The organism is Pseudomonas sp. Marseille-QA0332, from assembly GCF_054950175.1.
Map to the genome: position 1 here is coordinate 334,064 of NZ_CM143106.1, position 24,071 is coordinate 358,134.

Annotated in this window: 24 protein-coding genes; 23 read left to right on the forward strand and 1 reads right to left on the reverse strand. The window is 64.8% G+C overall.

Annotated elements, in window-relative coordinates; all coding sequences use genetic code 11:
• The first annotated feature begins 27 nt into the window (after positions 1–27).
• Entirely contained in the window at positions 28–957 is a 930-nt protein-coding gene (locus ACY8GK_RS01570) for a chemotaxis protein CheV (RefSeq protein ID WP_462402088.1), read from the forward strand.
• Positions 958–1,011: 54 nt separating this feature from the next.
• Positions 1,012–1,839: a protein-glutamate O-methyltransferase CheR gene (cheR, locus tag ACY8GK_RS01575; RefSeq protein ID WP_196176631.1), complete on the forward strand. Its 828-nt coding sequence runs from the start codon at positions 1,012–1,014 to the stop codon at positions 1,837–1,839.
• 34 nt (positions 1,840–1,873) lie between these two features.
• Here the strand turns inward: cheR and ACY8GK_RS01580 are convergent, their stop codons facing one another.
• Positions 1,874–2,149 (reverse strand): hypothetical protein, encoded by a 276-nt coding sequence (locus ACY8GK_RS01580; protein ID WP_462402089.1) that lies wholly within the window; start codon positions 2,147–2,149, stop codon positions 1,874–1,876.
• A 37-nt stretch (positions 2,150–2,186) separates the two neighbouring features.
• Here ACY8GK_RS01580 and flgB point away from each other — a divergent pair, with 37 nt between their 5' ends.
• From flgB to ACY8GK_RS01685, 21 genes are all read left to right on the forward strand, one after another.
• On the forward strand, positions 2,187–2,594 hold the full coding sequence (flgB, locus tag ACY8GK_RS01585) for a flagellar basal body rod protein FlgB (RefSeq protein ID WP_462402090.1): 408 nt from the start codon (positions 2,187–2,189) through the stop codon (positions 2,592–2,594).
• Between the two features lie 2 nt (positions 2,595–2,596).
• Complete coding sequence (gene flgC / locus ACY8GK_RS01590; RefSeq protein WP_462402091.1) at positions 2,597–3,040, forward strand: flagellar basal body rod protein FlgC; 444 nt, start codon at positions 2,597–2,599, stop codon at positions 3,038–3,040.
• A gap of 13 nt (positions 3,041–3,053) precedes the next feature.
• Complete coding sequence (gene flgD, locus ACY8GK_RS01595) at positions 3,054–3,755, forward strand: flagellar hook assembly protein FlgD (protein ID WP_462402092.1); 702 nt, start codon at positions 3,054–3,056, stop codon at positions 3,753–3,755.
• A gap of 29 nt (positions 3,756–3,784) precedes the next feature.
• Positions 3,785–5,104, forward strand: a complete 1,320-nt coding sequence (flgE, locus tag ACY8GK_RS01600) for a flagellar hook protein FlgE (protein WP_196176621.1) — start codon at positions 3,785–3,787, stop codon at positions 5,102–5,104.
• Positions 5,105–5,285: 181 nt separating this feature from the next.
• Positions 5,286–5,480: a hypothetical protein gene (locus ACY8GK_RS01605; RefSeq protein WP_196176805.1), complete on the forward strand. Its 195-nt coding sequence runs from the start codon at positions 5,286–5,288 to the stop codon at positions 5,478–5,480.
• A 158-nt stretch (positions 5,481–5,638) separates the two neighbouring features.
• Positions 5,639–6,379 carry a flagellar basal body rod protein FlgF gene (locus tag ACY8GK_RS01610; RefSeq protein ID WP_196176619.1) on the forward strand — a complete coding sequence of 247 codons (741 nt, stop codon included), beginning with the start codon at positions 5,639–5,641 and terminating at the stop codon, positions 6,377–6,379.
• A gap of 46 nt (positions 6,380–6,425) precedes the next feature.
• Complete coding sequence (gene flgG / locus ACY8GK_RS01615; RefSeq protein ID WP_196176618.1) at positions 6,426–7,211, forward strand: flagellar basal-body rod protein FlgG; 786 nt, start codon at positions 6,426–6,428, stop codon at positions 7,209–7,211.
• 57 nt (positions 7,212–7,268) lie between these two features.
• Positions 7,269–7,964: a flagellar basal body L-ring protein FlgH gene (flgH, locus tag ACY8GK_RS01620; protein ID WP_196176616.1), complete on the forward strand. Its 696-nt coding sequence runs from the start codon at positions 7,269–7,271 to the stop codon at positions 7,962–7,964.
• Positions 7,965–7,976: 12 nt separating this feature from the next.
• Positions 7,977–9,086 (forward strand): flagellar basal body P-ring protein FlgI, encoded by a 1,110-nt coding sequence (locus ACY8GK_RS01625; RefSeq protein ID WP_196176613.1) that lies wholly within the window; start codon positions 7,977–7,979, stop codon positions 9,084–9,086.
• A gap of 11 nt (positions 9,087–9,097) precedes the next feature.
• Positions 9,098–10,288, forward strand: a complete 1,191-nt coding sequence (flgJ, locus tag ACY8GK_RS01630) for a flagellar assembly peptidoglycan hydrolase FlgJ (protein WP_196176611.1) — start codon at positions 9,098–9,100, stop codon at positions 10,286–10,288.
• Positions 10,289–10,298: 10 nt separating this feature from the next.
• Positions 10,299–12,341 (forward strand): flagellar hook-associated protein FlgK, encoded by a 2,043-nt coding sequence (flgK, locus tag ACY8GK_RS01635; RefSeq protein WP_462402093.1) that lies wholly within the window; start codon positions 10,299–10,301, stop codon positions 12,339–12,341.
• A gap of 13 nt (positions 12,342–12,354) precedes the next feature.
• Complete coding sequence (locus ACY8GK_RS01640; RefSeq protein WP_196176607.1) at positions 12,355–13,920, forward strand: flagellar hook-associated protein 3; 1,566 nt, start codon at positions 12,355–12,357, stop codon at positions 13,918–13,920.
• A gap of 266 nt (positions 13,921–14,186) precedes the next feature.
• Positions 14,187–15,113: a ketoacyl-ACP synthase III gene (locus ACY8GK_RS01645; protein WP_462402094.1), complete on the forward strand. Its 927-nt coding sequence runs from the start codon at positions 14,187–14,189 to the stop codon at positions 15,111–15,113.
• Positions 15,114–15,355: 242 nt separating this feature from the next.
• On the forward strand, positions 15,356–17,083 hold the full coding sequence (locus ACY8GK_RS01650; RefSeq protein WP_462402095.1) for a flagellin N-terminal helical domain-containing protein: 1,728 nt from the start codon (positions 15,356–15,358) through the stop codon (positions 17,081–17,083).
• 73 nt (positions 17,084–17,156) lie between these two features.
• Positions 17,157–17,507 carry a flagellar protein FlaG gene (locus ACY8GK_RS01655; RefSeq protein WP_196176799.1) on the forward strand — a complete coding sequence of 117 codons (351 nt, stop codon included), beginning with the start codon at positions 17,157–17,159 and terminating at the stop codon, positions 17,505–17,507.
• Between the two features lie 81 nt (positions 17,508–17,588).
• Entirely contained in the window at positions 17,589–18,941 is a 1,353-nt protein-coding gene (gene fliD, locus ACY8GK_RS01660; RefSeq protein WP_196176600.1) for a flagellar filament capping protein FliD, read from the forward strand.
• 81 nt (positions 18,942–19,022) lie between these two features.
• Positions 19,023–19,415, forward strand: coding sequence for a flagellar export chaperone FliS (gene fliS, locus ACY8GK_RS01665; RefSeq protein ID WP_196176598.1), 393 nt, complete (start codon positions 19,023–19,025; stop codon positions 19,413–19,415).
• Between the two features lie 21 nt (positions 19,416–19,436).
• The gene (locus tag ACY8GK_RS01670; protein WP_196176596.1) at positions 19,437–19,730 is read left to right on the forward strand and encodes a flagellar protein FliT; all 294 of its coding nucleotides are present in this window, start codon (positions 19,437–19,439) and stop codon (positions 19,728–19,730) included.
• Positions 19,731–19,894: 164 nt separating this feature from the next.
• Positions 19,895–21,373 carry a sigma-54 dependent transcriptional regulator gene (locus ACY8GK_RS01675; protein ID WP_462402096.1) on the forward strand — a complete coding sequence of 493 codons (1,479 nt, stop codon included), beginning with the start codon at positions 19,895–19,897 and terminating at the stop codon, positions 21,371–21,373.
• 105 nt (positions 21,374–21,478) lie between these two features.
• The gene (locus ACY8GK_RS01680) at positions 21,479–22,690 is read left to right on the forward strand and encodes a sensor histidine kinase (RefSeq protein WP_196176592.1); all 1,212 of its coding nucleotides are present in this window, start codon (positions 21,479–21,481) and stop codon (positions 22,688–22,690) included.
• Complete coding sequence (locus ACY8GK_RS01685) at positions 22,687–24,060, forward strand: sigma-54-dependent transcriptional regulator (protein WP_196176590.1); 1,374 nt, start codon at positions 22,687–22,689, stop codon at positions 24,058–24,060. The genes ACY8GK_RS01680 and ACY8GK_RS01685 overlap by 4 nt, the downstream gene beginning before the upstream one ends.
• Positions 24,061–24,071: the final 11 nt, after the last annotated feature.

The window sequence follows — 24,071 nt, forward strand, 5'->3', positions numbered from 1 at the left end:
ACGGGTTGAATGATGAAGGAGTGTGGCATGGCTGGTGTTATGGATTCGGTCAACCAGCGCACGCAACTGGTAGGGCAGAATCGTCTCGAGCTGCTGCTGTTCCGCCTCAATGGCGCGCAGCTGTACGGGATCAACGTGTTCAAGGTCCGGGAGGTGTTGCAATGCCCGGAGCTGACCATGCTGCCCAGATCCCACCAGGTGGTGCGCGGCGTTGCCAATATACGCGGGGCGACCATCCCGATCATCGATCTGTCGCGGGCCACGGGCCTGCCGGGGCTGCGCGAGGAGGCGCGCAACAGCTTCGTGATCATCACCGAGTACAACACCAAGACCCAGGGTTTCCTGGTGCATTCGGTCGAGCGCATCGTCAACATGAACTGGGAGGAGATCCATCCGCCACCCAAGGGGACCGGCCGCGATCACTACCTGACGGCCGTCACCCGGGTGGACAACCGCATGGTCGAGATCATCGACGTGGAAAAGGTGCTTGCCGAAGTGGCGCCGACCTCCGAGTCGGTGTCGGCCGGCGTGGTGGATGCCGAGGTGCAGGACAAGGCCGTGACGTTGCGCGTGCTGACCGTCGACGATTCGTCGGTGGCGCGCAAGCAGGTCAGCCGCTGCCTGCAGACCGTGGGCGTGGAGGTGGTGGCGCTCAACGACGGTCGTCAGGCCCTGGACTACCTGCGCAAGCTGGTGGACGAGGGCAAGCGGCCAGAAGACGAGTTCCTGATGATGATCTCGGACATCGAGATGCCGGAAATGGACGGCTATACCCTAACCGCCGAGATTCGAGGCGATCAGCGCATGCAGGGGCTGCACATCCTGCTGCATACTTCGCTATCGGGCGTGTTCAACCATGCCATGGTGAAGAAGGTCGGCGCCGATGACTTCCTGGCCAAGTTCCGGCCGGACGACCTGGCGCAGCGCGTGGTCGATCGTATCAAGGCCATGCATTAAACCCGCCTGGGGCCGCCGGCCCTGGCGCTACATGAGATTCGAGAGGCGGCAGCTTTGTCTACGGGTAATTTGGATTTTGAGCAGTTCCGGGTGTTCCTGGAGAAAGCCTGTGGGATTCTGTTGGGGGAGAACAAGCAATACCTGGTCTCCAGCCGTCTCAACAAGCTGATGGAGCAACAGGGCATCAAGTCGCTCGGCGAACTGGTCCAGCGCCTGCAGACCCAGCCGCGAGGCGGGCTGCGCGAGCAGGTGGTGGATGCCATGACCACCAACGAAACCCTGTGGTTTCGCGATACCTATCCGTTCGAGGTGCTCAAGAACCGGGTCATTCCCGAGTTCGTGCGCAACAGTCCTGGCCAGCGCCTGCGCATCTGGTCGGCTGCCTGCTCCTCCGGGCAGGAACCCTATTCGCTGTCCATGGCCATCGACGAGTTCGAGCGCGGCAACCTTGGCCAGCTCAAGGCCGGCGCGCAGATCGTCGCCACTGACCTGTCCGGCGCCATGCTGGCCAACTGCAAGACTGGCGAATACGACAGCCTGGCGATCGCCCGCGGCCTCTCGCAGGAGCGCCTGCAGCGCTATTTCGACGGTCGCGGGGCAGGGCGCTGGGCGGTCAAGCCGGCAATCCGCAGTCGTGTCGAGTTTCGCGCCTTCAACCTGCTCGACAACTATGCAAGCCTGGGCAAGTTCGACGTGGTCTTCTGCCGCAACGTGCTGATCTACTTTTCGGCCCAGGTCAAGAAGGACATCCTGCTGCGCATCCACAGCGTGCTCAAGCCTGGCGGCTACCTGTTCCTAGGCGCTTCCGAGGCGCTGAACGGCCTGCCCGATCACTACCAGATGGTCCAGTGCAGCCCGGGGATCATCTATAAGGCCAAGTGAGCCCCCAAGTCGCTACCAGCAAGCCGCAAAGCCGCTAGCGGCCAGCGAAGAGAAGCCGTACGGCGGCGGGCTCACGGGTGGCTAGCTCCAGCAGATGGTGGCGCATGCGAACTCCACGCGTCCTGCTTGCAGCCTGCGGCTCGAAACCACCTGCCCGCGCGGCTTTTTCTTGCCGCTGGCCGCCTGCCGCTTGCCGCTTCTCCCCCCAACGCTTGCCGCTTTTCTGACAGTGGCGCTTCGCGAAATTGCCCTGCGTCCCGTATTCATTGGGTTTGGCCAGGTTGGCACAAGCCTTGCTGTGGGTTGGCATCGAGCAATTCCGGCCAACCTCCGAAGGTTTTCCCGACATGAGCATCAGTTTCGACAAGGCGCTAGGCATTCACGAGAAGGCGCTGGGTTTCCGTGCCCAGCGTGCCGAAGTGCTGGCCAACAACATCGCCAACGCCGATACCCCCAACTACAAGGCGCGCGACCTGGACTTCGCCTCGCTGCTGGCGGCCGAGGCGCAGAAGAGTCAGAACAGCCGTATCGCCCTGGAACGGACCAGCGTCCGGCATATCGAGGCCGAGGGCCTGGCATCGGCCGACGACGTGCTCAAGTACCGCACGCCCATGCAGCCCTCGCTCGACCAGAACACCGTGGATGCCCAGATGGAGCAGTCGAACTACGCGCAGAACGCCATCGACTTCCAGGCCAGCTTCACCTTGCTCAATAGCAAATTCAAAGGGCTGATCTCGGCCCTGCGCGGAGAATGACCATGTCCCTGGCCAACGTCTTCAACATTGCCGGTAGCGGCATGAGTGCCCAGAACACCCGGCTCAACACCGTGGCTTCCAACATCGCCAACGCCGAGACCGTCTCCTCGAGCATCGACCAGACCTATCGCGCGCGTCACCCGGTGTTCGCCACCACCTTCCAGCAGGCCCAGGCCGGCAGCGGCCAGTCGCTGTTCGAGGACCAGGGCGAGGCGGGGCAGGGCGTGCAGGTGATGGGTATCGTCGAGGACCAGAGCAACCTCGAGGCGCGCTACGAGCCCAATCATCCGGCGGCGAACAAGGACGGCTACGTCTATTACCCGAACGTCAACGTGTTGGAGGAGATGGCCGACATGATCTCGGCCAGCCGTTCGTTCCAGACCAATGCCGAGTTGATGAACACGGCCAAGACCATGATGCAGAAAGTCCTGACCCTGGGTCAGTGAACGGGATGACCCTATGAGCACCATCGATTCCACCAGCGGGGTCGCCAACTCGGTCCTGAGTTCGCTACAGAAGGCCGACAGCGCTACCAACGGCAATACCGGCACGGCGGGCAGCGCCTTGGGCAAGGATGCCTTCCTGCAGTTGCTGGTCACCCAGATGCAGAACCAGAACCCGCTCGACCCGCAGGACAACGGCGAGTTCGTCGCCCAGCTGGCGCAGTTCAGCAGCCTGGAGAGCATGCAGACACTCAACGGTTCGGTGTCCTCGATCCTCAGTGGCTTCCAGTCTTCCCAGGCGCTGCAGGCTTCGTCCCTGGTCGGGCGCAGCGTCATCGTGCAGAGCGACACGGCGCAGGTGGACACCAGCAAGCAGCTCGACGGCCTGGTCAGCCTGACCGCCTCCAGTGGCGCGCTGAAGGTCGGCATCTATGACGCCGAGGGTACCCTGGTGCGCAGCCTCGACCTGGGCAGCCAGGCAGCCGGCAATGTCGGCTTCGCCTGGGATGGCAAGGACAGTGCCGGCCAGACCCTGGCCTCGGGCGTCTACACCTTCAAGGCCAGCGCCGACGTGGATGGCACCGAGACGGCGATGACCACCAGCCTGCCGGCAACCGTGACCAGCGTGTCGCTGGGCGGCAGCGGGTCGGAAATGATGTTGAACCTGGCAGGCCTGGGTAGCGTGGCCCTGTCGAAAGTACAAACCATTGGAATCTGAGGCCGGTTCGAACGGCAGGAGTGAGCAGCATGTCTTTCAATATCGGCCTTAGCGGATTGTACGCGGCCAACAAGGCCCTCAACGTCACCGGCAACAACATCGCCAACGTCGCCACCACCGGCTTCAAGGCTTCGCGCGCGGAGTTCGCCGACCAGTACGCGGCCTCGATCCGCGGCACCAGCGGCAAGACCACGGTCGGCAGCGGCGTCACCACCGCGGCGGTGTCGCAGATGTTCACCTCCGGCAACATCGTCAGCACCGGCCAGAGCCTCGACCTGGCGATCCAGGGCAGCGGCTTCTTCGCCCTGGACGACAACGGCTCGAAGCTGTACACCCGCGCCGGCGCGTTCCAGAGCGACAAGGACGGCTACATCGTCAACGCCGCCGGTTCCAACCTGCAAGGCTACTCGGTGAACGAAGATGGCGAAGTGGTGCAGGGCATTCTCACCAACCTCAAGATCGACACGTCCAACCTGTCGCCCAAGCCGACCTCGCGGGTCAACGAGACCGTGAACCTCAACTCCAGCGCCAGTGCGCCGACGGTCACGCCATTCGACCCCGCCAACGTCAGCACCTACAACTACACCTTCAACACCGATGTGTTCGACAGCCAGGGCAATGCCCACCAGCTGAACCAGTATTTCGTCAAGGACAGCGCCAGCAACTCCTGGACCATGTACAGCACCATCGACGGGCGCAACCCGAGCGATCCGACCCAGAGCACACCGCTGGTCAACCAGCTGCCGTTCAAGTCCGACGGCACGCTCGACACCGCCGCGCTGACCCCTGGCGCGGTCCCGGGCGGCCTGTCGATCGGCGAGGACAAGACCTTCCGGCTCGATGGCTGGGTACCTGCCGAGAAGACCGCGGCAGGCACCTGGGCCAGCAATGGCGCGGTGGCGCGGGCAGGCGGGGTGACCGTCGACATGCTCGCCACGACCCAGTACAACTCCGCCTCGGCCACCACCGCGAAGAACCAGGACGGCTATGCCACTGGTGAACTGACCGGGCTGGCGGTGGACGAGGGCGGCAACCTGTTCGCCAACTTCACCAATGGCCAGAACAAGGTGATCGGCCAGGTCGCGGTCGCCAACTTCGCCAACGTCCAGGGCCTGTCGCCGGTTGGCGGCACCAACTGGAAGGAGTCGTATGCTTCGGGCGTGCCGATCGTCGGCCAGCCTGACACTGGCACGCTCGGCAAGATCGCCGGCGGTGCGCTGGAAGATTCCAACGTCGACCTGACCGGCGAGCTGGTCAACCTGATCAAGGCGCAGAGCAACTACCAGGCCAACGCCAAGACCATTTCCACGGAAAGCACGGTGATGCAGACCATCATCCAGATGACCTGATGGTCATGCCGGCTGGCTGCTCCGCCGCCCGCCGGCAGGCCGTGCCGATGCAGGGGCGGCTGCCGTGTCGCGATAGGCCGCACAGTAGCCTCCAACGCAGCGCTGCAATCGCCTCTGACGCAGCTGCTCCTGCCCAGTCCCGCCCAGGCGCCGTCACCCTCGCCCCTCACGAGGCCCCCAGTTGAAGACAGCCAAGACGCTATTGCCCCTGCTGACCTTGCTACTCCTGACCGGCCCCGCGCAAGCCGCCCCGGCGCCGTGGTTCAAATGGCAGAGCAGCGCCACCGGTCGCTACCTGTGCGCGCAGTTCAGCCCGGGCAGCGGTTGGGTGTTGCACGCCGGCCCCTACCGCAACGCCGGATGCCGGGATCGCTGAACGCGTGCTGCTACCGGCGACAAGTTGCCGGCAAACTGACGCTCGATCCTTTCCGTTCCTCTCGCAACCCTCTAACTACGGGGCTTTGCGGTGTTGGTTCGATAATTGCTTAGGCAAGCGCAATGAGCACGCGACCGCCGTCGCGCAGAGGAGAATCCATGGACAAGATGCTTTACGTGGCCATGACCGGTGCCAGCCAGAACGCACTGGCGCAGCGGGCCCACGCCAACAACCTGGCCAACCTGTCGACCAACGGCTTCCAGCGCGACCTGGAGCAGGCGCGTTCGATGCCAGTGTTCGGCGACAGCTTTCCGGCGCGGGCTTACGCTCTGACCGAGCGTCCGGCCACCGACTTCACGCCCGGCGCGCTGCAGGAAACCGGCCGCGAACTCGACGTGGCGGTCAGCGGCAACGGTTTCATCGCCGTACAGGCGCCTGACGGCAGCGAAGCCTACGTGCGCACCGGCAGTCTGAACATCGACGCCCTCGGCGTACTGCGGGCCGGCAACGGCATGCCAGTGCTGGGCAATGGCGGCCCGATTGCCGTGCCGCCCGAGCAGAAGGTCGAGATCGGCGACGATGGCACGCTCAGCATCCGGGCGATGGGCGAAGACCCCCGGGTAATGGCGGAAGTCGACCGCATCAAGCTGGTCAACCCGGACATCGCCAGTCTGACCAAGGGTGCCGACGGCATGCTGCACACCAAGGACGGCCAGCCTGTCCAGGCCGACGCCGGCGTGAGGGTGGTGTCGGGCTTTCTCGAGGCGAGCAACGTCAACGCCGTCGAGGAGATGACTTCGGTCCTGGCGCTGTCCCGCCAGTTCGAGCTGCACGTCAAGATGATGAACACGGCCAAGGAAGGCGACGAAGCCATGGCCCGGGTTTTGCAAATCGGCTAATCACATTTGAACGGGCGCCGTAATCCAGGCGTACGAGGAGAACAGCATGCTTCCGGCTCTTTGGGTCGCTAAAACCGGCCTTTCCGCCCAGGACACCAACCTGGCGGTGATTTCCAACAACCTGGCCAACGTCTCGACCACCGGCTTCAAGCGTGACCGGGCCGAGTTCCAGGACCTGCTGTACCAGGTCAAGCGCCAGCCAGGCGCCCAGTCGACCCAGGACAGCGAGCTGCCGTCGGGCCTGCAGGTCGGTACCGGCGTGCGCATCGTCGGCACCCAGAAGAACTTCACCGCCGGCAGCCTCCAGACCACCGAGAATCCGCTGGACATGGCTATCAACGGCCGCGGTTTCTTCCAGGTCATGCAGCCTGATGGCACCGTTTCCTATACCCGTGACGGCACCTTCCACCTCAACTCCGATGGCCAGATCGTCACGGCCAATGGCTACGCCCTGGAGCCGGCGATCGTCGTGCCGCCAGAGGCGCAGACCTTCACCGTCGGCCAGGACGGCACCGTCTCGATCACCACCGCCGGCAACCCGGCCGCGCAGATCATCGGCAACCTGCAGACCGCCGACTTCATCAACCCGGCGGGCCTGCAGGCCATCGGTGGCAACCTGTTCATGGAGACCGCCGCCAGCGGTGCGCCGCAGATCGGCACGCCAGGCCTCAACGGCTTCGGCACCACCTTGCAGCAGACCCTGGAAAACTCCAACGTCAGCACCGTGGAAGAGCTGGTCAACATGATCACCACCCAGCGCGCCTACGAGATGAACTCCAAGGTCATCTCCACCGCCGATCAGATGCTCTCGTTCGTGACCCAGCAGCTGTAAACCTTCAAAGCGACCCGGCTGCGCCCGCAGCGCCCGTTACACCGTGAGGTAAGCGTCATGCATCGTCTGTTTTCCGTCTTCGTCCTCGGTGGGGCGTTGTCGCTGGCCGGTTGTGTCGCGCCAGTGGCCAAGCCCAACGATCCGTACTACGCGCCGGTGCTGCCGCGTACTCCCTTGCCGGCGGCGGCCAACAACGGCTCGATCTACCAGGCCGGGTTCGAACAGAACCTGTATGGCGACCGCAAGGCGTTCCGGGTCGGCGACATCATCACCATCACCCTCAACGAGCGCACTTCGGCGAGCAAGAGCGCCAATTCGCAGATCGCCAAGAACAGCAACGCCAAGCTCGGCCTGACCTCGCTGTTCGGCGCCTCGCCCAACACCAACAACCCGTTCGGTGGCGGCGACCTGTCGCTCGATGCTGGCTACAGCGGCGATCGCTCGACCAAGGGCGACAGCAAGGCAGCCCAGGGCAATACCCTGACCGGTTCGATCACCGTGACCGTGGCCGACGTGCTGCCCAACGGCATCATCGCCGTGCGTGGCGAAAAATGGCTGACGCTCAACACTGGCGACGAGCTGGTGCGCATCGCCGGGCTGATCCGCGCCGATGACATCGCCACCGACAACACCGTGCCCTCGACCCGCGTGGCCGATGCGCGGATCACCTATTCGGGCACCGGCTCGTTCGCCGATGCCAGCCAGCCGGGATGGCTGGACCGCTTCTTCCTCAGCCCGCTGTGGCCTTTCTGAGTCACGATGCCCATGTTCAAGATCAGGCAGTTACTTGCCGCTGCGTTCGTCCTGAGCTTCGCCCTCGGCGCCCATGCCGAGCGCCTGAAGGACATCGCCAGCATTTCCGGGGTGCGTACCAACCAGCTGATCGGCTACGGCCTGGTGGTCGGGCTCAACGGTACCGGTGACCAGACCACCCAGACGCCGTTCACCTTGCAGACCTTCAACAACATGCTTTCGCAATTCGGCATCAAGGTGCCGGCTGGCTCTGGCAACGTGCAGCTCAAGAACGTCGCGGCGGTCTCGGTGCATGCCGACCTGCCGGCCTTCGCCAAGCCCGGCCAGGTGATCGACATCACCGTGTCGTCGATCGGCAACTCCAAGAGCCTGCGCGGCGGCAGCCTGCTGATGACCCCGCTCAAGGGCATCGACGGCAATGTCTATGCGATCGCCCAGGGCAACCTGGTGGTTGGCGGTTTCGATGCCGAAGGCCGCGACGGCTCGCGCATCACCGTCAACGTCCCGTCGGCCGGGCGCATTCCTGGCGGCGCCACCGTCGAGCGCGCGGTGCCGAGCGGCTTCAACCAGGGCAACAGCCTGACCCTGAACCTCAACCGGCCGGACTTCACCACCGCCAAGCACATCGTCGACAAGGTCAACGAGCTGCTCGGCCCTGGCGTGGCCCAGGCCCTGGACGGCGGTTCGGTGCAAGTCACCGCGCCGATGGACCCCAGCCAGCGTGTCGACTACCTCTCGGTGCTCGAGAACCTGGAGATCGACCCCGGCCAGGCAGTGGCCAAGGTGATCATCAATTCGCGCACCGGGACCATCGTCATCGGCCAGAACGTCAAGGTTTCGCCGGCCGCGGTGACCCATGGCAGCCTGACCGTGACCATCACCGAGGATCCGATCGTCAGCCAGCCGGGGCCGCTGTCCGGTGGCCAGACCGCCGTGGTGCCGCGCTCGCGCGTGAGCGCCGAACAGGAGGCCAAGCCAATGTTCAAGTTCGGCCCTGGCACCACCCTGGACGAGATCGTCCGTGCGGTGAACCAGGTCGGCGCCGCCCCCGGGGACCTGATGGCGATCCTCGAAGCCTTGAAGCAGGCCGGCGCCTTGCAGGCCGACCTGATCGTCATCTGAGGACACTGGCCATGACGCCCAAGAGCCTGGTTTCCGGAAACGCCGACAGCGGCGCCTACACCGACCTCAATCGTCTGAGCTCGCTCAAGCATGGCGACCGCGACAGCGAAGGCAACCTGCGCAAGGTGGCGCAGGAGTTCGAGTCGCTGTTCGTCAGCGAAATGCTCAAGGCCTCGCGCAAGGCCAGCGATGTGCTGGCCGCCGACAATCCGCTGAACACCGAGACCGTCAAGCAGTACCAGGACATGTACGACCAGCAGCTGGCGGTCAGCATGTCCCGCGAAGGTGGCGGCATCGGCTTGCAGGATGTGCTGATGCGCCAGTTGTCCAAGCAGAAGGCCGCCAGCGTCGCCAGCGCCAGCCCGTTCCCGCGTGCCGATGCCAATCAGCCCACGCTGTGGGGCAAGCATGTGGCCGACCCGGTGCGGGCCGATGCCGGCAGCGCGCCGCGCAACGATGTCGCCGCGCTCAATTCGCGGCGTCTGGCCCTGCCGGGCAAACTCACCGACCGCTTGCTGGCTGGCATCGTGCCGTCGGCTGGCAGCGCCCCGACGCCCAGCGACGGCGCCAGCCTGCCGGCCCGCCAGGGTGACGGCGTGGCCAAGGCCGACTGGCAGCCGGCGCGTGCCTTCGCCGCGCCAGCCGGCTTGCAGATCCAGGGTCGCGCAGTGGCTCAGCCGCCGTTGGCGCCGGTCAAGAGCAGCTTCGCCGACAGCGACGAGTTCATCGCCACCATGCTGCCGATGGCCGAGCAGGCCGCCAGGCGCATCGGCATCGACCCACGCTACCTGGTGGCCCAGGCGGCCCTGGAAACCGGCTGGGGCAAGTCGGTGATGCGCGCGGCCGATGGCAGCAGCAGCCACAACCTGTTCGGCATCAAGGCTTCCGGCAACTGGCAGGGCGACCAGGCGCGGGCGATCACTAGCGAGTTTCGCGAGGGCCGCTTCGTCAAGGAAACGGCGGCGTTCCGCTCGTACGACTCCTACCAGGACAGCTTCCATGACCTGGTCAGCCTGCTGCAGAACAATGCGCGCTATCAAGATGCGGTGAAGTCGGCCGATAACCCAGAGCAGTTCGCCAGGGAACTGCAGAAAGCCGGTTATGCCACCGATCCCGGATACGCCAGCAAGATCATCAGCATCGCCCGGCAGATACAGCCCACCCAGCAATACGCCATGGCTGGCAGTTCCACGAATCTATAAGGATTGACGCATGTCCAACCTGATCTCGATCGGCCTCAGCGGCCTGAATGCCAGCCAGGCGGCGCTCTCGGTCACTAGTAACAACATCGCCAACGCGGCCACTTCGGGCTATTCGCGCCAGCAGGCGGTGCAGTCCGCCAGCACGCCGCAGAACATCGGGGTGGGTTTCCTCGGGACCGGCACCACGCTGTCGGACGTGCGCAGGATCTACAGCGCCTACCTCGACAACCAGCTGCAGACCGCCACTTCGCTGCAGGCCGACGCGGTCGCCTACCAGGACCAGGTGACCAGCATGGACAAGCTGCTGGCCGATCGCGACACCGGCATCAGCTCGGTCCTCACCTCGTTCTTCTCGGCCTTGCAGACCGCCTCGGCCAAGCCCGGCGATGTCGCCTCGCGCCAGCTGCTGCTGACCCAGGCGCAGACCCTGAGCAATCGCTTCAACTCGGTCTACAGCCAGATGAGCCAGCAGAACGAGGTGATCAATTCCCAGCTCGATACCCTGGCCGGACAGGTCAACAAGCTGACCGCCAGCATCGCCGACTACAACAAGCAGATCGTCCAGCTGTCGGCCGCCGGCACCAGCCCCAACAGCCTGCTCGACGCACGCAACGAGGCCGTGCGCTCGCTCAACGAGCTGGTGGGGGTGAGCGTGCAGGAGCGCGACGGCAACCTGGATGTCTACCTGGGCACTGGCCAGTCCCTGGTGACCGGCAACCGCGCCAATGAGTTGTCGGTGGCGCCAGGCACCACCGACAAGAGCCAGTACGGCCTGCAGGTCAATTACCAGAACTTCAGCTCGGATGTCACTTCGGTGGCTAGCGGTGGCACCATCGGTGGCCTGCTGCGCTACCGCAGCGACGTGCTGACGCCGGCGATGAACGAGCTGGGCCGCACGGCCCTGGTGGTCTCCGATACCATCAACAGCCAGCTGGGGCAGGGCCTCGATGCCAATGCCCAGTTCGGCAGCAACCTGTTCTCCAGCATCAACAGCGCCACCGCCGTGGCCCAGCGTAGCCTGGCCTCGTCGAACAACAGCGCCGGCTCCGGCAACCTGGCCGTGAGCATCGAAGACAGCGGGGCGCTGACGGCCTATGACTACGACGTCAAGTTCAGCAGTGCCAGCCAGTACAGCGTGCGCCGTTCCGACGGCACCGAGCTGGGCAGCTTCGACCTGTCCGCCGATCCTGCCCCGGTGATCGACGGCTTTTCGCTCAAGCTCGACGGCGCGGCCCTGGCTGCCGGCGACAGCTTCAAAGTGATCCCGACCCGCGCCGCCGCGGGCAGCATCGGCATGGTGCTGAGCGATGCCAACAAGCTGGCCTTCGCCGCGCCGATCAGCGCCGCGGCCAGTGGCGGCAACAGTGGCACCGGGACCATCACCCAGCCCAGCCTCGGCCAGACGCTGGACGTTTACGGCGGCAGCGACACTGTCCTGGCTCAGGATGCCATCCGCGATGCCATGCCCGTGCGCCTGGTGTTCCAGGCGGCCAGCGCTGGCGCCCAAGGCTACAGCCTGTTCGATGCCAAGGGTAACCCGCTCGGCAGCGGCAGCATCGTGCCGGGCCAGGACAATGCGCTGTCGCTGGCCGTGCCGATGCTCGATGCCTCCGGCGCGCCACTGCTCGACAGCGCGGGCAAGGCCCGTACCTTCACGGTCGAGACCACCATTGGCGGCAGCCCGACGGCCAACGACAGCTTCACCTTGTCGTTCAATGCCGACGGCAAGGCCGACAACCGCAACGCAACCGCGCTGCTCGAGCTGCAGACGCGCTCGACCGTGGCTACCGGCTCCGGTGGCGGGATCAGCTTCACCTCCGCCTATGCCTCGCTGGTCGAGCAGGTCGGCGCCAAGTCCAGTCAGGCGCAGATCGACACCACCGCCACCGAGGCGGTGTTCAAGTCGGCCCAGGAAAGCCGCAGCGCCATGTCCGGGGTCAACCTGGACGACGAGGCAGCCAGCCTGGTGAAGTTCCAGCACTACTACACCGCGTCGTCGCAGATCATCAAGACGGCGCAGCAGATTTTCTCGACCTTGATCAACGCTCTTTGAGGAGTAGCTGAACGTGCGTATATCCACCGCTCAGTTCTATGAGACCAGCGCCACCAACTACTCGAAGAACTTTTCCAGCACGGCCAAGACCACCGAGCAGATTTCTTCCAACTCGCGCATCCAGAGCGCTGGCGACGACCCGGTCGGCGCCTCGCGCCTGTTGCTGCTGCAGCAGCAGAGCGCCTTGCTTGGCCAGTACAGCGCCAACATGACCACGGTCAACAACGCCCTGTTGCAGGAAGAGAGCGTGCTCTCGACCATCAACGATGCCCTGCAACGCGCCAGCGAACTGGCGATCCAGGCCGGCAACGGCGGCCTGAGCGACGCCGACCGGACCTCGATCAGCAGCGAAGTGAAGGAGATCGAGGCCAACGTCTTCGGCCTGCTCAACTCGCGCGATGCCAATGGCGACTACATGTTCGGCGGCTCGAAGAGCGATTCGCCACCTTACGTGCGCAACAGCGACGGCACCTACAGCTACCGCGGCGATCAGACCCAGCTCAGCCTGCAGGTCTCCGACACCCTGCGCCTGGCCACCAACGACACCGGCTACAGCGTCTTCGAGCAGGCCACCAACAACAGCCGTACCCAGTCCAGCCAGACGGCGCCCAACCCGGACGACGGCCGGGTGCGCCTGTCCCAGGGCTTGCTGTCCTCGGCCAGCACCTACAGCGATCGCTTCGCCGCCGGCCAGCCCTATACCATCACCTTCACCAGTGCCACCGAGTACAGCGTCACCGACGCTTCCGGCAAGGACATCACCAGCGAGACGCCAACCAACGGCAAGTTCGATCACAAGGCCGAAGGCGGCGACATCATTTCCCTGCGCGGAGTGGAGTTCGAGATCGATATCGAGCTCAAGGACGGCGACGACGCCGACGCCAGCGTGGCCGGCCACGTGTTTTCCGTGCAGGCCAAGCCCGACAGCCTGACTGCCACGCGCAGTGCTGGCAACCCGTCCACGGCGCAGATCACGTCCAGCCAGGTCAGCGATGCCGCCAGGTACCGCAGCGCGTTTCCCGATGGCGGGGCGGTGATCCGGTTCAGCAGCGCCACCGAGTACCAGCTCTACGCCCAGCCCTATACCGCCGAAAGCAAGCCGCTGGCCAGCGGTACCCTGGGCAGCGACAACGCGCTGAGCGTGGCGGGCGTCACCTATCAGCTCGACGGGACCCCAGGCGAAGGCGACCAGTTCGCGGTCACCGCCAACACGCACAAGACCCAGAACGTGCTCGACACCCTCAGCCAGTTGCGCACCGCGCTGCAGAACCCAGTCAGCGACACGGCCTCCCAGGCGGCGCTCAAGCAGGCCACCGACTCGGCGATTTCCAACCTGGCCAGCGCCCGCGAGCGTATCGACATCACCCGTGGCGCGATTGGTGCGCGTGGCAATTCCCTGCAGATCCAGCAGCAGGAGAACACCAGCCTGGACCTGGCCAACAAGAGCACCCAGAGCGCGATCGGCGACACCGACATGGCGTCGGCGACCATTACCCTGACCTTGCAGCAGGCGATGCTCGAGGCGTCCCAACTGGCCTTCGCCCGGCTTTCCCAGCTCAGCCTGTTCGACAAGCTCTAAGGGAAGCCGCACGCCACAGGCTGCAAGCAGAAGCGGATCGGCGCCGCGGTTCGCTTTTGCTTGCAGCTTGCGGCTTCCACTCCCGCCTCGGCGTGGCTTTTTCACCACCTGGGTGTGACCAATGCGCCCGATCGTGCATCTTCCCTGTATTCTATGCGGCAGTTTTTGCAGCATTTTGTTACCGGATTGCAGGCAGTGCCCCCGGTAGTTGGCGCCCTCAATTCAGCGAGTGGCGATTTTTGGCTGTTTTCATTGGGAAGCCAGGAATGATTGGCATCAAAAGTATCGCGAGTTTCGTGCCGTCCGCTGGCGTGGACAACTATGCCCAGGGCGCGAAGTTCGGCAAGGACGAAGAGTTCATCTTCGGCAAGATCGGCTCGACCTTCCTGCCACGCAAGGCCGGCGAGCAGGAAACCTCGGACCTGTGCGTCGAGGCCGCCAAGGCCTTGTTCGCCAGCAATCCGTCGCTCGATCCGCAGGCGATCGATGCGCTGATCGTGGTGACCCAGAACGGCGACGAGGAAGGCCTGCCGCACACCGCGGCGATCGTCCAGGACAAGCTCGGGCTGTCCACCGCCGTCGCCGCCTTCGATGTGTCGCTCGGCTGCTCGGGCTATGTCTACGGGCTCTATGCCATGAAGGGGTTCATGGAAGCGGCGGGGCTGAAGAACGGCCTGCTGATCACCGCCGACCCATACTCCAAGATCGTCGATCCCGAGGATCGCAACACCACCATGCTGTTCGGCGACGCTGCCACCGCCACCTGGATGGCCGAGGGCGCCGACTGGCAGCTGGGTCGCTCGCTTTTCGGTACCGACGGTTCCGGCGCGGCGCACCTGAAGGTGACCGACGGCCAGTTCTTCATGAACGGGCGCCAGGTGTTCAACTTCGCCTTGCTCAAGGTGCCGGCGCACTTGCACGAGCTGCTCGAGGCCGCCCAGCTGACTTCGGCGGACATCGACGCCTTCTGCATCCATCAGGGCAGCGCGGCGATCGTCGACGCCGTGGCGCGGCGCTTCGAGGACCAACCGGAGAAGTTCGTCAAGGACATGCTCGAAACCGGCAACACGGTGTCGTCCAGCATTCCGCTGCTGCTCGAGAAGCACATGCTCGGCGGGCCATGGAAGCGCGTGGCGATCAGCGGTTTCGGCGTGGGCCTGTCGTGGGGCTCGGCGATTCTGCAGCGCGACTGACGTACCGCATGGCGAACGAGGCGCCTGGCTTGCATGCCTGGCGCCTTTTTTTCGTCATGGGGCTTCATGGGCATGGGATAAGTGGTTGATTTTTCGAGCTGTCGACGTGATGGCATTTTTTTTCAAAAAAGCCCTCAAGCAACCGCCGCCAACGACGATAACAATCATGTAGGTTCTCTAGGCCACTCCCGGCGGTATGCCAGGGCCGGAAGCCGCAGTACCCATACCACGAGGATTTCGTCATGGCTTTATCCGTCAATACCAACATCACCTCTCTGGGCGTTCAGAAGAACCTGACCCGTGCCTCCGACGCGCTGGGTACTTCGATGTCTCGCCTGTCTTCCGGCCTGAAGATCAACAGTGCCAAGGACGATGCCGCCGGCCTGCAGATCGCCAACCGTCTGACCAGCCAGGTCAAGGGCCTGACCGTCGCGGTCAAGAACGCCAACGACGGCATCTCCATCGCCCAGACCGCCGAAGGCGCCATGCAGGAATCGACCAGCATCCTGCAGCGCATGCGCGAACTGGCCCTGCAGTCGGCCAACGGCTCGAACAGCGATGACGACCGCACCTCCCTGCAGCAGGAATTCACCGCGCTGTCGGGCGAGCTGACCCGTATCGCCAACACCACCACCTTCGGTGGCCGCAACATCCTCGACGGTTCGTTCCAGAACGTCGGCTTCCAGATCGGTGCCAACGCCAACGAGACCATCTCGTTCGGCATGACCGACATCAGCGCCACCGGCCTGAAAGGCTCCTACAGCGAAGCGACCGTCGATGGCGCCGCCATGGGTGGCCTGACCGCTACCGCTTTGGGCACCAAGCTGACTTCGGGCACCGCTACGCTCACCGCTGCTCCGGTTGCTGCCCTGCAGACCGCCGGTGCTGGCGTGGACGCGGCCGACGACGGCAAGACCTTCAAGGTCGGCGACCAGACCGTCACGCTCAATACTGGCGACAAGGGCGCGGACGTCGCCACCAAGATCCAGACCGCCCTGCGCGCGGCCACTGGCGGTGACGCCAACGCCACAGCGGCTTGGGACGAGACCACTGGCTTCACGCTCACTTCCAAGAGCGACATCACCATCGCTGATGGCACCGGTGGCATGGCCATCGCCGGCCTCTCGGCAGGTACCACCAAGACTGTGGGCGCAGCCAGCACTGGCACCGACACCCTTGCTTCCGCAGGTTCGATCAGCGTCAACGGCAGCAATGTCAGCTGGGCAGCTGGCGACACCATCGCCGACGTACTGACCAGCATCGGTGGCGCCGATGGCATCGACAAGGCCGAAATCAAGGATGGCCGCATCAGCGTCACCTCCAAGGACGGCCAGGACGTCAAGCTGGCCAACGCCAGCAGCGGCTCGCTCGCCCAGCTGGGCCTGACCGCCGGGACTTCCGAAGCCAAGACCAGCGCCGACACCTCGATCACCCTCAATGGCGTCGAAGTGAAGTTCGCTGCCGGTTCGACCGCGCAGAGCATCGTCTCGTCGATCAACAGCGCCAGCACCGGCGTGACCGCCAGCCTGAGCGACGATGGCAAGCTGTCCCTGTTCTCCAACAAGGACATCACCATCGCCGACGGTAGCGCAGGTACCGGCCTGGCCGCCCTGGGCCTGACCGGCAAAACCGGCGCCACCGCTACCAAGATGGAAACCACCGTTTCCAACCTGAGCATCACCAGCGCTACCGAATCGCAGCGTTCGATCCAGGCCCTGGACGCCGCCATCGCCCAGGTCGACAGCCAGCGTGCCCAGCTCGGTGCGGTGCAGAACCGTTTCGACACCACCGTGGCCAACCTCAACAGCATTTCGGAAAACTCCACCGCTGCCCGCAGCCGGATCGAGGACGCCGACTTCGCTTCCGAGACCGCCGAGCTGACCAAGCAGCAGACCCTGCAACAGGCTTCCACCGCGATCCTGTCCCAGGCCAACCAGCTGCCGTCGTCGGTACTGAAGCTGCTGGGTTGATCCCTTGGGCTGAGCAATGAGCAAAGGGCGCGGAAACGTGCCCTTTCTCGTTTTTCTCGCACAGGTGAACGACATGGACATGAGCGTCAAGCTGAACCAGGTCTACCCCGCGCCTGCCGTCGCCGAAACCGCGCCAGGCAAGCGACCGGACGCCCGGCACACGGACGAGACCGTCAAGCCGGCAGATTCACCCGCCACGGACCGCGGCACCCTGGAACAGGCCGTCAGCGCCCTCCAGCATTCGTTGCAGGCATCCGAGCGGCAACTCGATTTCTCGATCGATGACGCCACTGGCCAAGTGGTGGTCAAGGTCATCGCCCGGCAGAGCGGCGAAGTCATCCGCCAACTGCCATCCGAAGAAGCCCTCAAGCTGGCCCAGCGCCTCGAAGAAGACAACAGCCTGTTGTTCACCACTCAGGCTTGAGTTGGCACGGCTTTTGTTGCATGACGGCACTGGACGCGTTTTCCGTCGAAAAAACGGCGGCCCCGTCAAAGGAGATTAGAAGTGGCAGGTACAACCGTCAGTGGTATCGGTTCGGGTGTCGACACCCAGGCCATCGTCAAGGCACTGGTCGCTGCGGAGAAGACGCCCAAGCAGACCCAGATCGACAACCAGTCCAAGACCGCGACCACCTCGCTGTCGGCCATCGGCACCATCAAGAGTGCTCTGGACACCTATCGCACGGCGATCGCCAAGCTCAACACCGCGTCGAGTTTCAACGGCCTGAGCGCCACCAGCTCCGATGACAAGGTGGCCAAGATCACCCTGGGCGATGGGGCCTCGTCCGGCACCTATGCGCTGGAAGTGACCCAACTGGCCACGGCCTCGAAGATCTCCAGCAAGGTCTTTACCGGCGCCTCGGCGCTGGCCAACAATTCCGGCGAAACCCAGACCCTGACCATCAGCCAGTCGGATGTCACCTACAGCGTCAACATCGCTGGCGACGCGACCTTGCAGCAGGCGCGCGACACCATCAACGACCAGCTGCAATCCAAGGGTATCAGCGCCAACATCGTCACCGATGCCAGCGGCGCGCGGCTGGTGTTCTCCTCGACCAAGATGGGCGATGGCACCGACCTGACCCTTGGTGGCGACTCGGAGCTGGCCAGCGACGTCAAGGTCATCTCGACGCCACAGAACGCCAAGTACACGCTCGACGGGCTGGCGCTGGAGTCCACTTCCAACACCGTTACCGGCGCGATCAGCGGGGTCAACGTCGAGCTGGTCAAGGACGGCAAGTCGACCCTTTCGGTGGCGACCAACAACGATACGCTCAAGGGCTCGGTGCAGTCCTTCGTCACCGCCTACAACGCCCTGATGACCGCCATCAACACGCAGACCAAGGTCACTACCGGCTCCGACGACAGCAGTGCCAGCGGCGCGACCTTGACCGGCGATGCCACCATGCGCGCGCTGGTCAACTCGATCCGCAGCGAGATCAGCAGCAGCATTGGTACCGGCGGCCTGCGCACCCTGTCGCAGCTGGGCATCAACACCGTGCAGAAGACCGGCCTGCTGGAGCTCAACGACACCAAGTGGAACGCCGCGGTGAAGACCTATGGCGCGGACATCAGCGGCCTGTTCACCGGCAAGGACGGCCTGCTCAGCCGCATGACCAGCGCCACCGACGAATATGCCAAGACCGGCGGCATCCTCGCCTCGCGCCAGGCCAGCCTGACCACCCAGATCAAGGAACTGGAAGAGTCGCAGAAGTCGCTGGACCGACGCATCGAGTCGCTGACCGAGACCCTGACCAAGAAGTACAACGCCATGGACACCATGGTGGCCAAGCTCAAGAGCACCAGCGACAGCATCATGACCACGCTCAATGCCTTGAACAATTCCGACGACTCTTGAACCCGCTAAAGAAATCCGCCGCCGGGCCGATAGCCAAGGTATCCGCCCCCGCAACCCCGCGGCTTTGACGAGGAACCCCGCATGCACCCGATGAGAGCCCTTCGCCAGTACCAGAAGGTCAATTCCCACGCTCAGGTCTCCGAGGCCACGCCGCATCGCCTGGTGCAGCTGCTGATGGAGGGTGGCCTGGATCGCATGGCACAGGCCAAGGGCGCGATCAGCCGGGGCGACGTGGCGCAGAAGGGCCTGTTGCTGGGCAAGGCGGTCGACATCATCGGCGGTCTGCGCGAAGGGCTGGACAAGTCCAAGGCGCCCGATCCGGAGGATATCGAGCGCCTGGACAGCCTGTACGCCTACATGGCCACGCGCCTGACCGAGGCCAACCGGCACAGCGATCCGGCGATCATCGACGAGGTCGCGCAGTTGCTGATCACCGTCAAGAGTGGCTGGGATGCGATTGCTGCGGCACAGTGAATGCCGTCGAAGGAATGCGCCATGACTGCATTGCAACGAATCGATGCGCTGCGTGATGCCCTTGGGGCCGCCATGGAAGCCTGCGACTGGGAGGCCATCGGCGAGCTCGACCTGGCCTGCCGCAGCGAGCTCGATGGGCTGCTGGAGCAACCGCAGGAAGATCGGGGGGCGGTGATGGGGAGCCTGGAAGGGTTGCTCGGGCTCTATCGACAGGTCATCGAAAAAGCCAGTAACGAACGTCAGGCTTTATTCGCGCAGGTTTCCCACATCTCCCAAGCGAAAAGCGCCGCAAAGGTATACCATCTGTTCAGGTGACGTGCAGCGATTGCCGCTCGGCGCCATAAATTTGACTACTTCCAAGTTTTTTACTTAACTAGTAGCTGTTTTCGTATTTTTGACGTCGTGAACGCTGAGCATTCAGTCGAATTGATGTCGAGCCCGCCCTCGGGCGCCGATATGACTAGGGAAGTTGCTATTGCATGTGGCGTGAATCAAAAATTCTCCTGATCGATGACGATAGCGAGCGCCGCCGCGACCTGGCGGTGGTGCTGAATTTCCTCGGCGAAGAAAACCTGCCCTGCTCCAGTCGGGATTGGCAGCAGGTCGTCGAGGCGTTGCCATCAAGTCGAGAAGTGTTGTGCGTGCTGGTCGGGTCCGTCGATGCGCCTGCGGGGGTGGTCGGGCTGCTTAAGACAGTGGCTGGGTGGGATGAGTTCCTTCCAGTCTTGCTGATCGGCGAAATTTCTCCGCTGGACCTGCCCGAGGAGGTCCGCAGGCGCGTGCTGTCCAGCCTGGAGATGCCACCCAGCTACAGCCAGCTGCTCGATTCGCTGCATCGTGCCCAGGTCTATCGCGAGATGTACGATCAGGCCCGCGAGCGCGGCCGCCAGCGCGAGCCCAACCTGTTCCGCAGCCTGGTCGGCACCAGCCGGGCGATCCAGCACGTGCGGCAGATGATGCAGCAGGTCGCCGACACCGACGCCAGCGTGCTGATCCTCGGCGAGTCGGGGACCGGCAAGGAAGTGGTGGCGCGCAACCTGCACTATCACTCCAAGCGTCGCGAGGCGCCGTTCGTGCCGGTCAATTGCGGGGCGATCCCGGCTGAGCTGCTCGAAAGCGAACTGTTCGGCCACGAGAAGGGGGCCTTCACCGGGGCCATCACCAGCCGCGCCGGCCGTTTCGAGCTGGCCAACGGCGGCACGCTGTTCCTCGACGAGATCGGCGACATGCCGCTGCCGATGCAGGTCAAGCTGCTGCGCGTGCTGCAGGAACGCACCTTCGAGCGGGTCGGCAGCAACAAGACCCAGAGCATCGACGTGCGCATCATCGCCGCGACCCACAAGAACCTCGAGAACATGATCGAGACCGGCTCCTTCCGCGAGGACCTGTACTATCGGCTCAACGTCTTCCCGATCGAGATGGCGCCGCTGCGCGAACGGGTCGAGGACATTCCGTTGCTGATGAACGAGCTGATCTCGCGCATGGAGCACGAGAAGCGAGGCTCGATCCGCTTCAACTCCGCCGCGATCATGTCGCTGTGCCGGCACGGCTGGCCGGGCAACGTGCGCGAGCTGGCCAACCTGGTCGAGCGCATGGCGATCATGCATCCCTACGGGGTGATTGGCGTGTCCGAGCTGCCGAAGAAATTCCGCTACGTCGACGACGAGGACGAGCAGCTGGTCGACAGCCTGCGCTCGGACCTGGAAGAGCGGGTAGCGATCAACGGTCATGCGCCAAGCTTCTCCGGGCACGCCCTGCTGCCGCCCGAAGGGCTGGACCTGAAGGACTACCTGGGCAGTCTCGAGCAGGGCCTCATCCAGCAGGCGCTGGACGATGCCAACGGCATCGTCGCGCGCGCCGCCGAACGCCTGCGCATTCGCCGTACCACGCTGGTCGAGAAGATGCGCAAGTACGGCATGAGCCGGCGTGAAGGCGAGGGCGACCAGGCGGAGGATTGAAGCCTGATGGGCCGCAAGGCGGCCCCAGGCTGCAGAACGGCACGCCTATTGCTTCCGCCCCTTGCATCGCACCGTTTTTGACGGTCAGCCACGCGAGAACGCACGATGCCTCAGGCCGCCTCTTCTTCCCGAGCCTCTCTCGACCTGTTCCTGCCAGAGCCGCACGCCGGTGCGCCGCTGGAACGGTCACTGGCTCGGTTCACTCAGGTATCCGACCAGCTCAGCGACTCCTACGAGCGGCTCGAAGCCCGTGTCAGCGAGCTCAAGGGCGAGCTGGCGGTGGTCAGCGCCCAGCGCATGGTCGAGCTGGACGACAAGGTCCGGCTGGCCAATCGGCTGCAAAACCTGCTCGACCTGCTGCCGGGCGGGGTGATCGTGATTGATGCCCAGGGACAGGTGTGCGAGGCCAATCCGGCGGCGCGCGCGCTGCTCGGTGAGCCGCTGCTGGGCGAGGTCTGGCGCCAGGTCATCGCTCGCAGCTTCGCGCCGCGCCAGGATGATGGGCATGAAGTCTCACTGCGTGACGGCCGTCGCCTGTCCATTGCCACCTGTTCGCTGGACGCCGAGCCGGGGCAGCTGGTGCTGCTCACCGACCTGACTGAAACCCGTCGCCTGCAGGATCAGCTGGCACGCCACGAGCGGCTGTCGTCGCTGGGACGCATGGTCGCCTCGCTGGCTCACCAGATCCGTACCCCGCTGTCGGCGGCCATGCTCTACGCCGGTCATCTGGCCGACGCTTCGGCCGACCTGGCGCCAGCCCTTCGGCAACGGTTTGCCGAAAACCTCAAGGAACGCCTCGTCGAACTGGACAACCAGGTCCGTGACATGCTGGTGTTCGCCCGCGGCGAATTGCCGCTGACCGACAGGCTGACCCCCAAGGCCTTGTTCCAGGCCGTGCAGCAGGCGGCCCAGGTTCATGTCCAGGGCCATCAGGTGCGCTGGCAGTGCGACCTGCGCCTGGGCGAGCTGCTGTGCAATCGCGATACCTTGGTCGGCGCCGTGCTCAACCTGATCGACAATGCCTTGCAGGCCGCCGCCGGCCCGGCGCGCCTGAAGGTGCACCTGTACCGGCGCGGCCAGCTGCTGCGCCTGTGCGTCAGCGATGCCGGGCGCGGTATCGAGGCGGCGTTGCTGGCACGGCTGGGCGAGCCTTTCCTGACCACCAGGGCCGGCGGCACCGGGCTTGGCCTGCCCGTGGTCGAAGCTGTGGCGCGTGCGCACCGCGGTCGGCTGCTGATCCGTTCCCGGCCTGGGCGTGGCACCTGCGCCACGCTGCTGCTGCCATTGATCGACACCTCGGGGCGGGAGGTGCCATGAAAGCGCCGAGCGTCCTGCTGGTCGAAGACGACCGCGCCTTGCGCGAGGCGCTCTGCGCGACCCTGGAAGTGGGCGGGATCGCCTACCGCGCCGTCGAATCGGCCGAGGCGGCCCTGGCCACCGTGGCCCGTGAAACGTTCAGCCTGGTGATCAGCGACGTGAACATGCCAGGCATGGACGGGCACCAGTTGCTGGCTCGGCTGCGGCGCGAGCGGCCACAGCTGCCGGTATTGCTGATGACCGCCCATGCCGCCGTCGAGCGGGCGGTCGAGGCAATACGCCAGGGGGCGGTGGACTACCTGGTCAAGCCGTTCGAGCCCAAGGCCCTGCTGGCGCTGGTCGAGCGCCATGCCGGTGGCCGGCTGGACGGCGATGACGATGGCCCGGTGGCCGTCGATCCGTCCAGTCGACAGTTGCTCGAGCTGGCGGCGCGCATCGCGCGCAGCGACTCGACCGTGCTGCTGTCCGGCGAGTCGGGCACGGGCAAGGAAGTGCTGGCGCGCTACATCCATCGGCGCTCGGCGCGTTCGGCCGAGCCTTTCGTGGCCATCAACTGCGCGGCGATTCCCGACAACATGCTCGAGGCCACGCTGTTCGGCCACGAGAAAGGCGCCTTCACTGGCGCCATCGCAGCCCAGCCCGGCAAGTTCGAGCAAGCCGAAGGCGGCACGCTGCTGCTCGACGAAATCTCCGAGATGCCCCTGGGTTTGCAGGCCAAGCTGTTGCGGGTGTTGCAGGAGCGAGAAGTGGAGCGGGTCGGCGGACGCAAGCCGATCGCGCTGGACATCCGCGTGCTGGCCACCACCAACCGTGATTTGGCAAGCGAAGTGGCCGCGGGGCGCTTTCGCGAAGACCTGTATTATCGCCTGTGCGTGTTCCCGCTGCGCCTGCAGCCATTGCGCGAGCGCCGTGCCGACATCCTGCCGCTGGCCGAGCGCCTGCTGGCCCGGCATGCGGCGAAGATGAAGCATGCCCCGGCGCGCTTGTCGGAAGCTGCCCGGGCCAGCCTGCTGGCCCATCCATGGCCGGGCAACGTTCGTGAGCTCGACAATGCCATGCAGCGGGCGCTGATCCTGCAGCACGGTGGGGTGATCGAGGCAGCGGACTTCTGCCTGGCGGGCAGCGTGCCGTCGATGGTCCCGGCGTCCTGCGCGGCTGCGCCGCTTCTGCCCGACGCGCCGGCGTCGGCCGGGCTCGAGGAGGATGTGCGGCGCCATGAGTTCCAGAGGATCCTCGATACCTTGAAAGCCGAGCGTGGGCGTCGCAAGGAGACTGCCGAGCGCCTGGGCATCAGCCCACGGACCTTGCGTCACAAGCTCGCGCAGATGCGCGACGCGGGGTTCGATGTCGAGGTCGCGCTCTACGGCTGAAGGCCACCGCC

Bases quoted from the DNA above. Each gene is read 5' to 3' on its own strand.
- ACY8GK_RS01570 (WP_462402088.1), top strand. From the start codon at position 28: ATGGCTGGTGTTATGGATTCGGTCAACCAGCGCACGCAACTGGTAGGG.
- ACY8GK_RS01580 (WP_462402089.1), bottom strand. From the start codon at position 2,149: ATGCCAACCCACAGCAAGGCTTGTGCCAACCTGGCCAAACCCAATGAA.
- flgB (WP_462402090.1), top strand. From the start codon at position 2,187: ATGAGCATCAGTTTCGACAAGGCGCTAGGCATTCACGAGAAGGCGCTG.
- flgC (WP_462402091.1), top strand. From the start codon at position 2,597: ATGTCCCTGGCCAACGTCTTCAACATTGCCGGTAGCGGCATGAGTGCC.
- flgD (WP_462402092.1), top strand. From the start codon at position 3,054: ATGAGCACCATCGATTCCACCAGCGGGGTCGCCAACTCGGTCCTGAGT.
- flgE (WP_196176621.1), top strand. From the start codon at position 3,785: ATGTCTTTCAATATCGGCCTTAGCGGATTGTACGCGGCCAACAAGGCC.
- ACY8GK_RS01610 (WP_196176619.1), top strand. From the start codon at position 5,639: ATGGACAAGATGCTTTACGTGGCCATGACCGGTGCCAGCCAGAACGCA.
- flgG (WP_196176618.1), top strand. From the start codon at position 6,426: ATGCTTCCGGCTCTTTGGGTCGCTAAAACCGGCCTTTCCGCCCAGGAC.
- flgH (WP_196176616.1), top strand. From the start codon at position 7,269: ATGCATCGTCTGTTTTCCGTCTTCGTCCTCGGTGGGGCGTTGTCGCTG.
- ACY8GK_RS01625 (WP_196176613.1), top strand. From the start codon at position 7,977: ATGTTCAAGATCAGGCAGTTACTTGCCGCTGCGTTCGTCCTGAGCTTC.
- flgJ (WP_196176611.1), top strand. From the start codon at position 9,098: ATGACGCCCAAGAGCCTGGTTTCCGGAAACGCCGACAGCGGCGCCTAC.
- flgK (WP_462402093.1), top strand. From the start codon at position 10,299: ATGTCCAACCTGATCTCGATCGGCCTCAGCGGCCTGAATGCCAGCCAG.
- ACY8GK_RS01645 (WP_462402094.1), top strand. From the start codon at position 14,187: ATGATTGGCATCAAAAGTATCGCGAGTTTCGTGCCGTCCGCTGGCGTG.
- ACY8GK_RS01650 (WP_462402095.1), top strand. From the start codon at position 15,356: ATGGCTTTATCCGTCAATACCAACATCACCTCTCTGGGCGTTCAGAAG.
- ACY8GK_RS01655 (WP_196176799.1), top strand. From the start codon at position 17,157: ATGGACATGAGCGTCAAGCTGAACCAGGTCTACCCCGCGCCTGCCGTC.
- fliS (WP_196176598.1), top strand. From the start codon at position 19,023: ATGCACCCGATGAGAGCCCTTCGCCAGTACCAGAAGGTCAATTCCCAC.
- ACY8GK_RS01670 (WP_196176596.1), top strand. From the start codon at position 19,437: ATGACTGCATTGCAACGAATCGATGCGCTGCGTGATGCCCTTGGGGCC.
- ACY8GK_RS01675 (WP_462402096.1), top strand. From the start codon at position 19,895: ATGTGGCGTGAATCAAAAATTCTCCTGATCGATGACGATAGCGAGCGC.
- ACY8GK_RS01680 (WP_196176592.1), top strand. From the start codon at position 21,479: ATGCCTCAGGCCGCCTCTTCTTCCCGAGCCTCTCTCGACCTGTTCCTG.
- ACY8GK_RS01685 (WP_196176590.1), top strand. From the start codon at position 22,687: ATGAAAGCGCCGAGCGTCCTGCTGGTCGAAGACGACCGCGCCTTGCGC.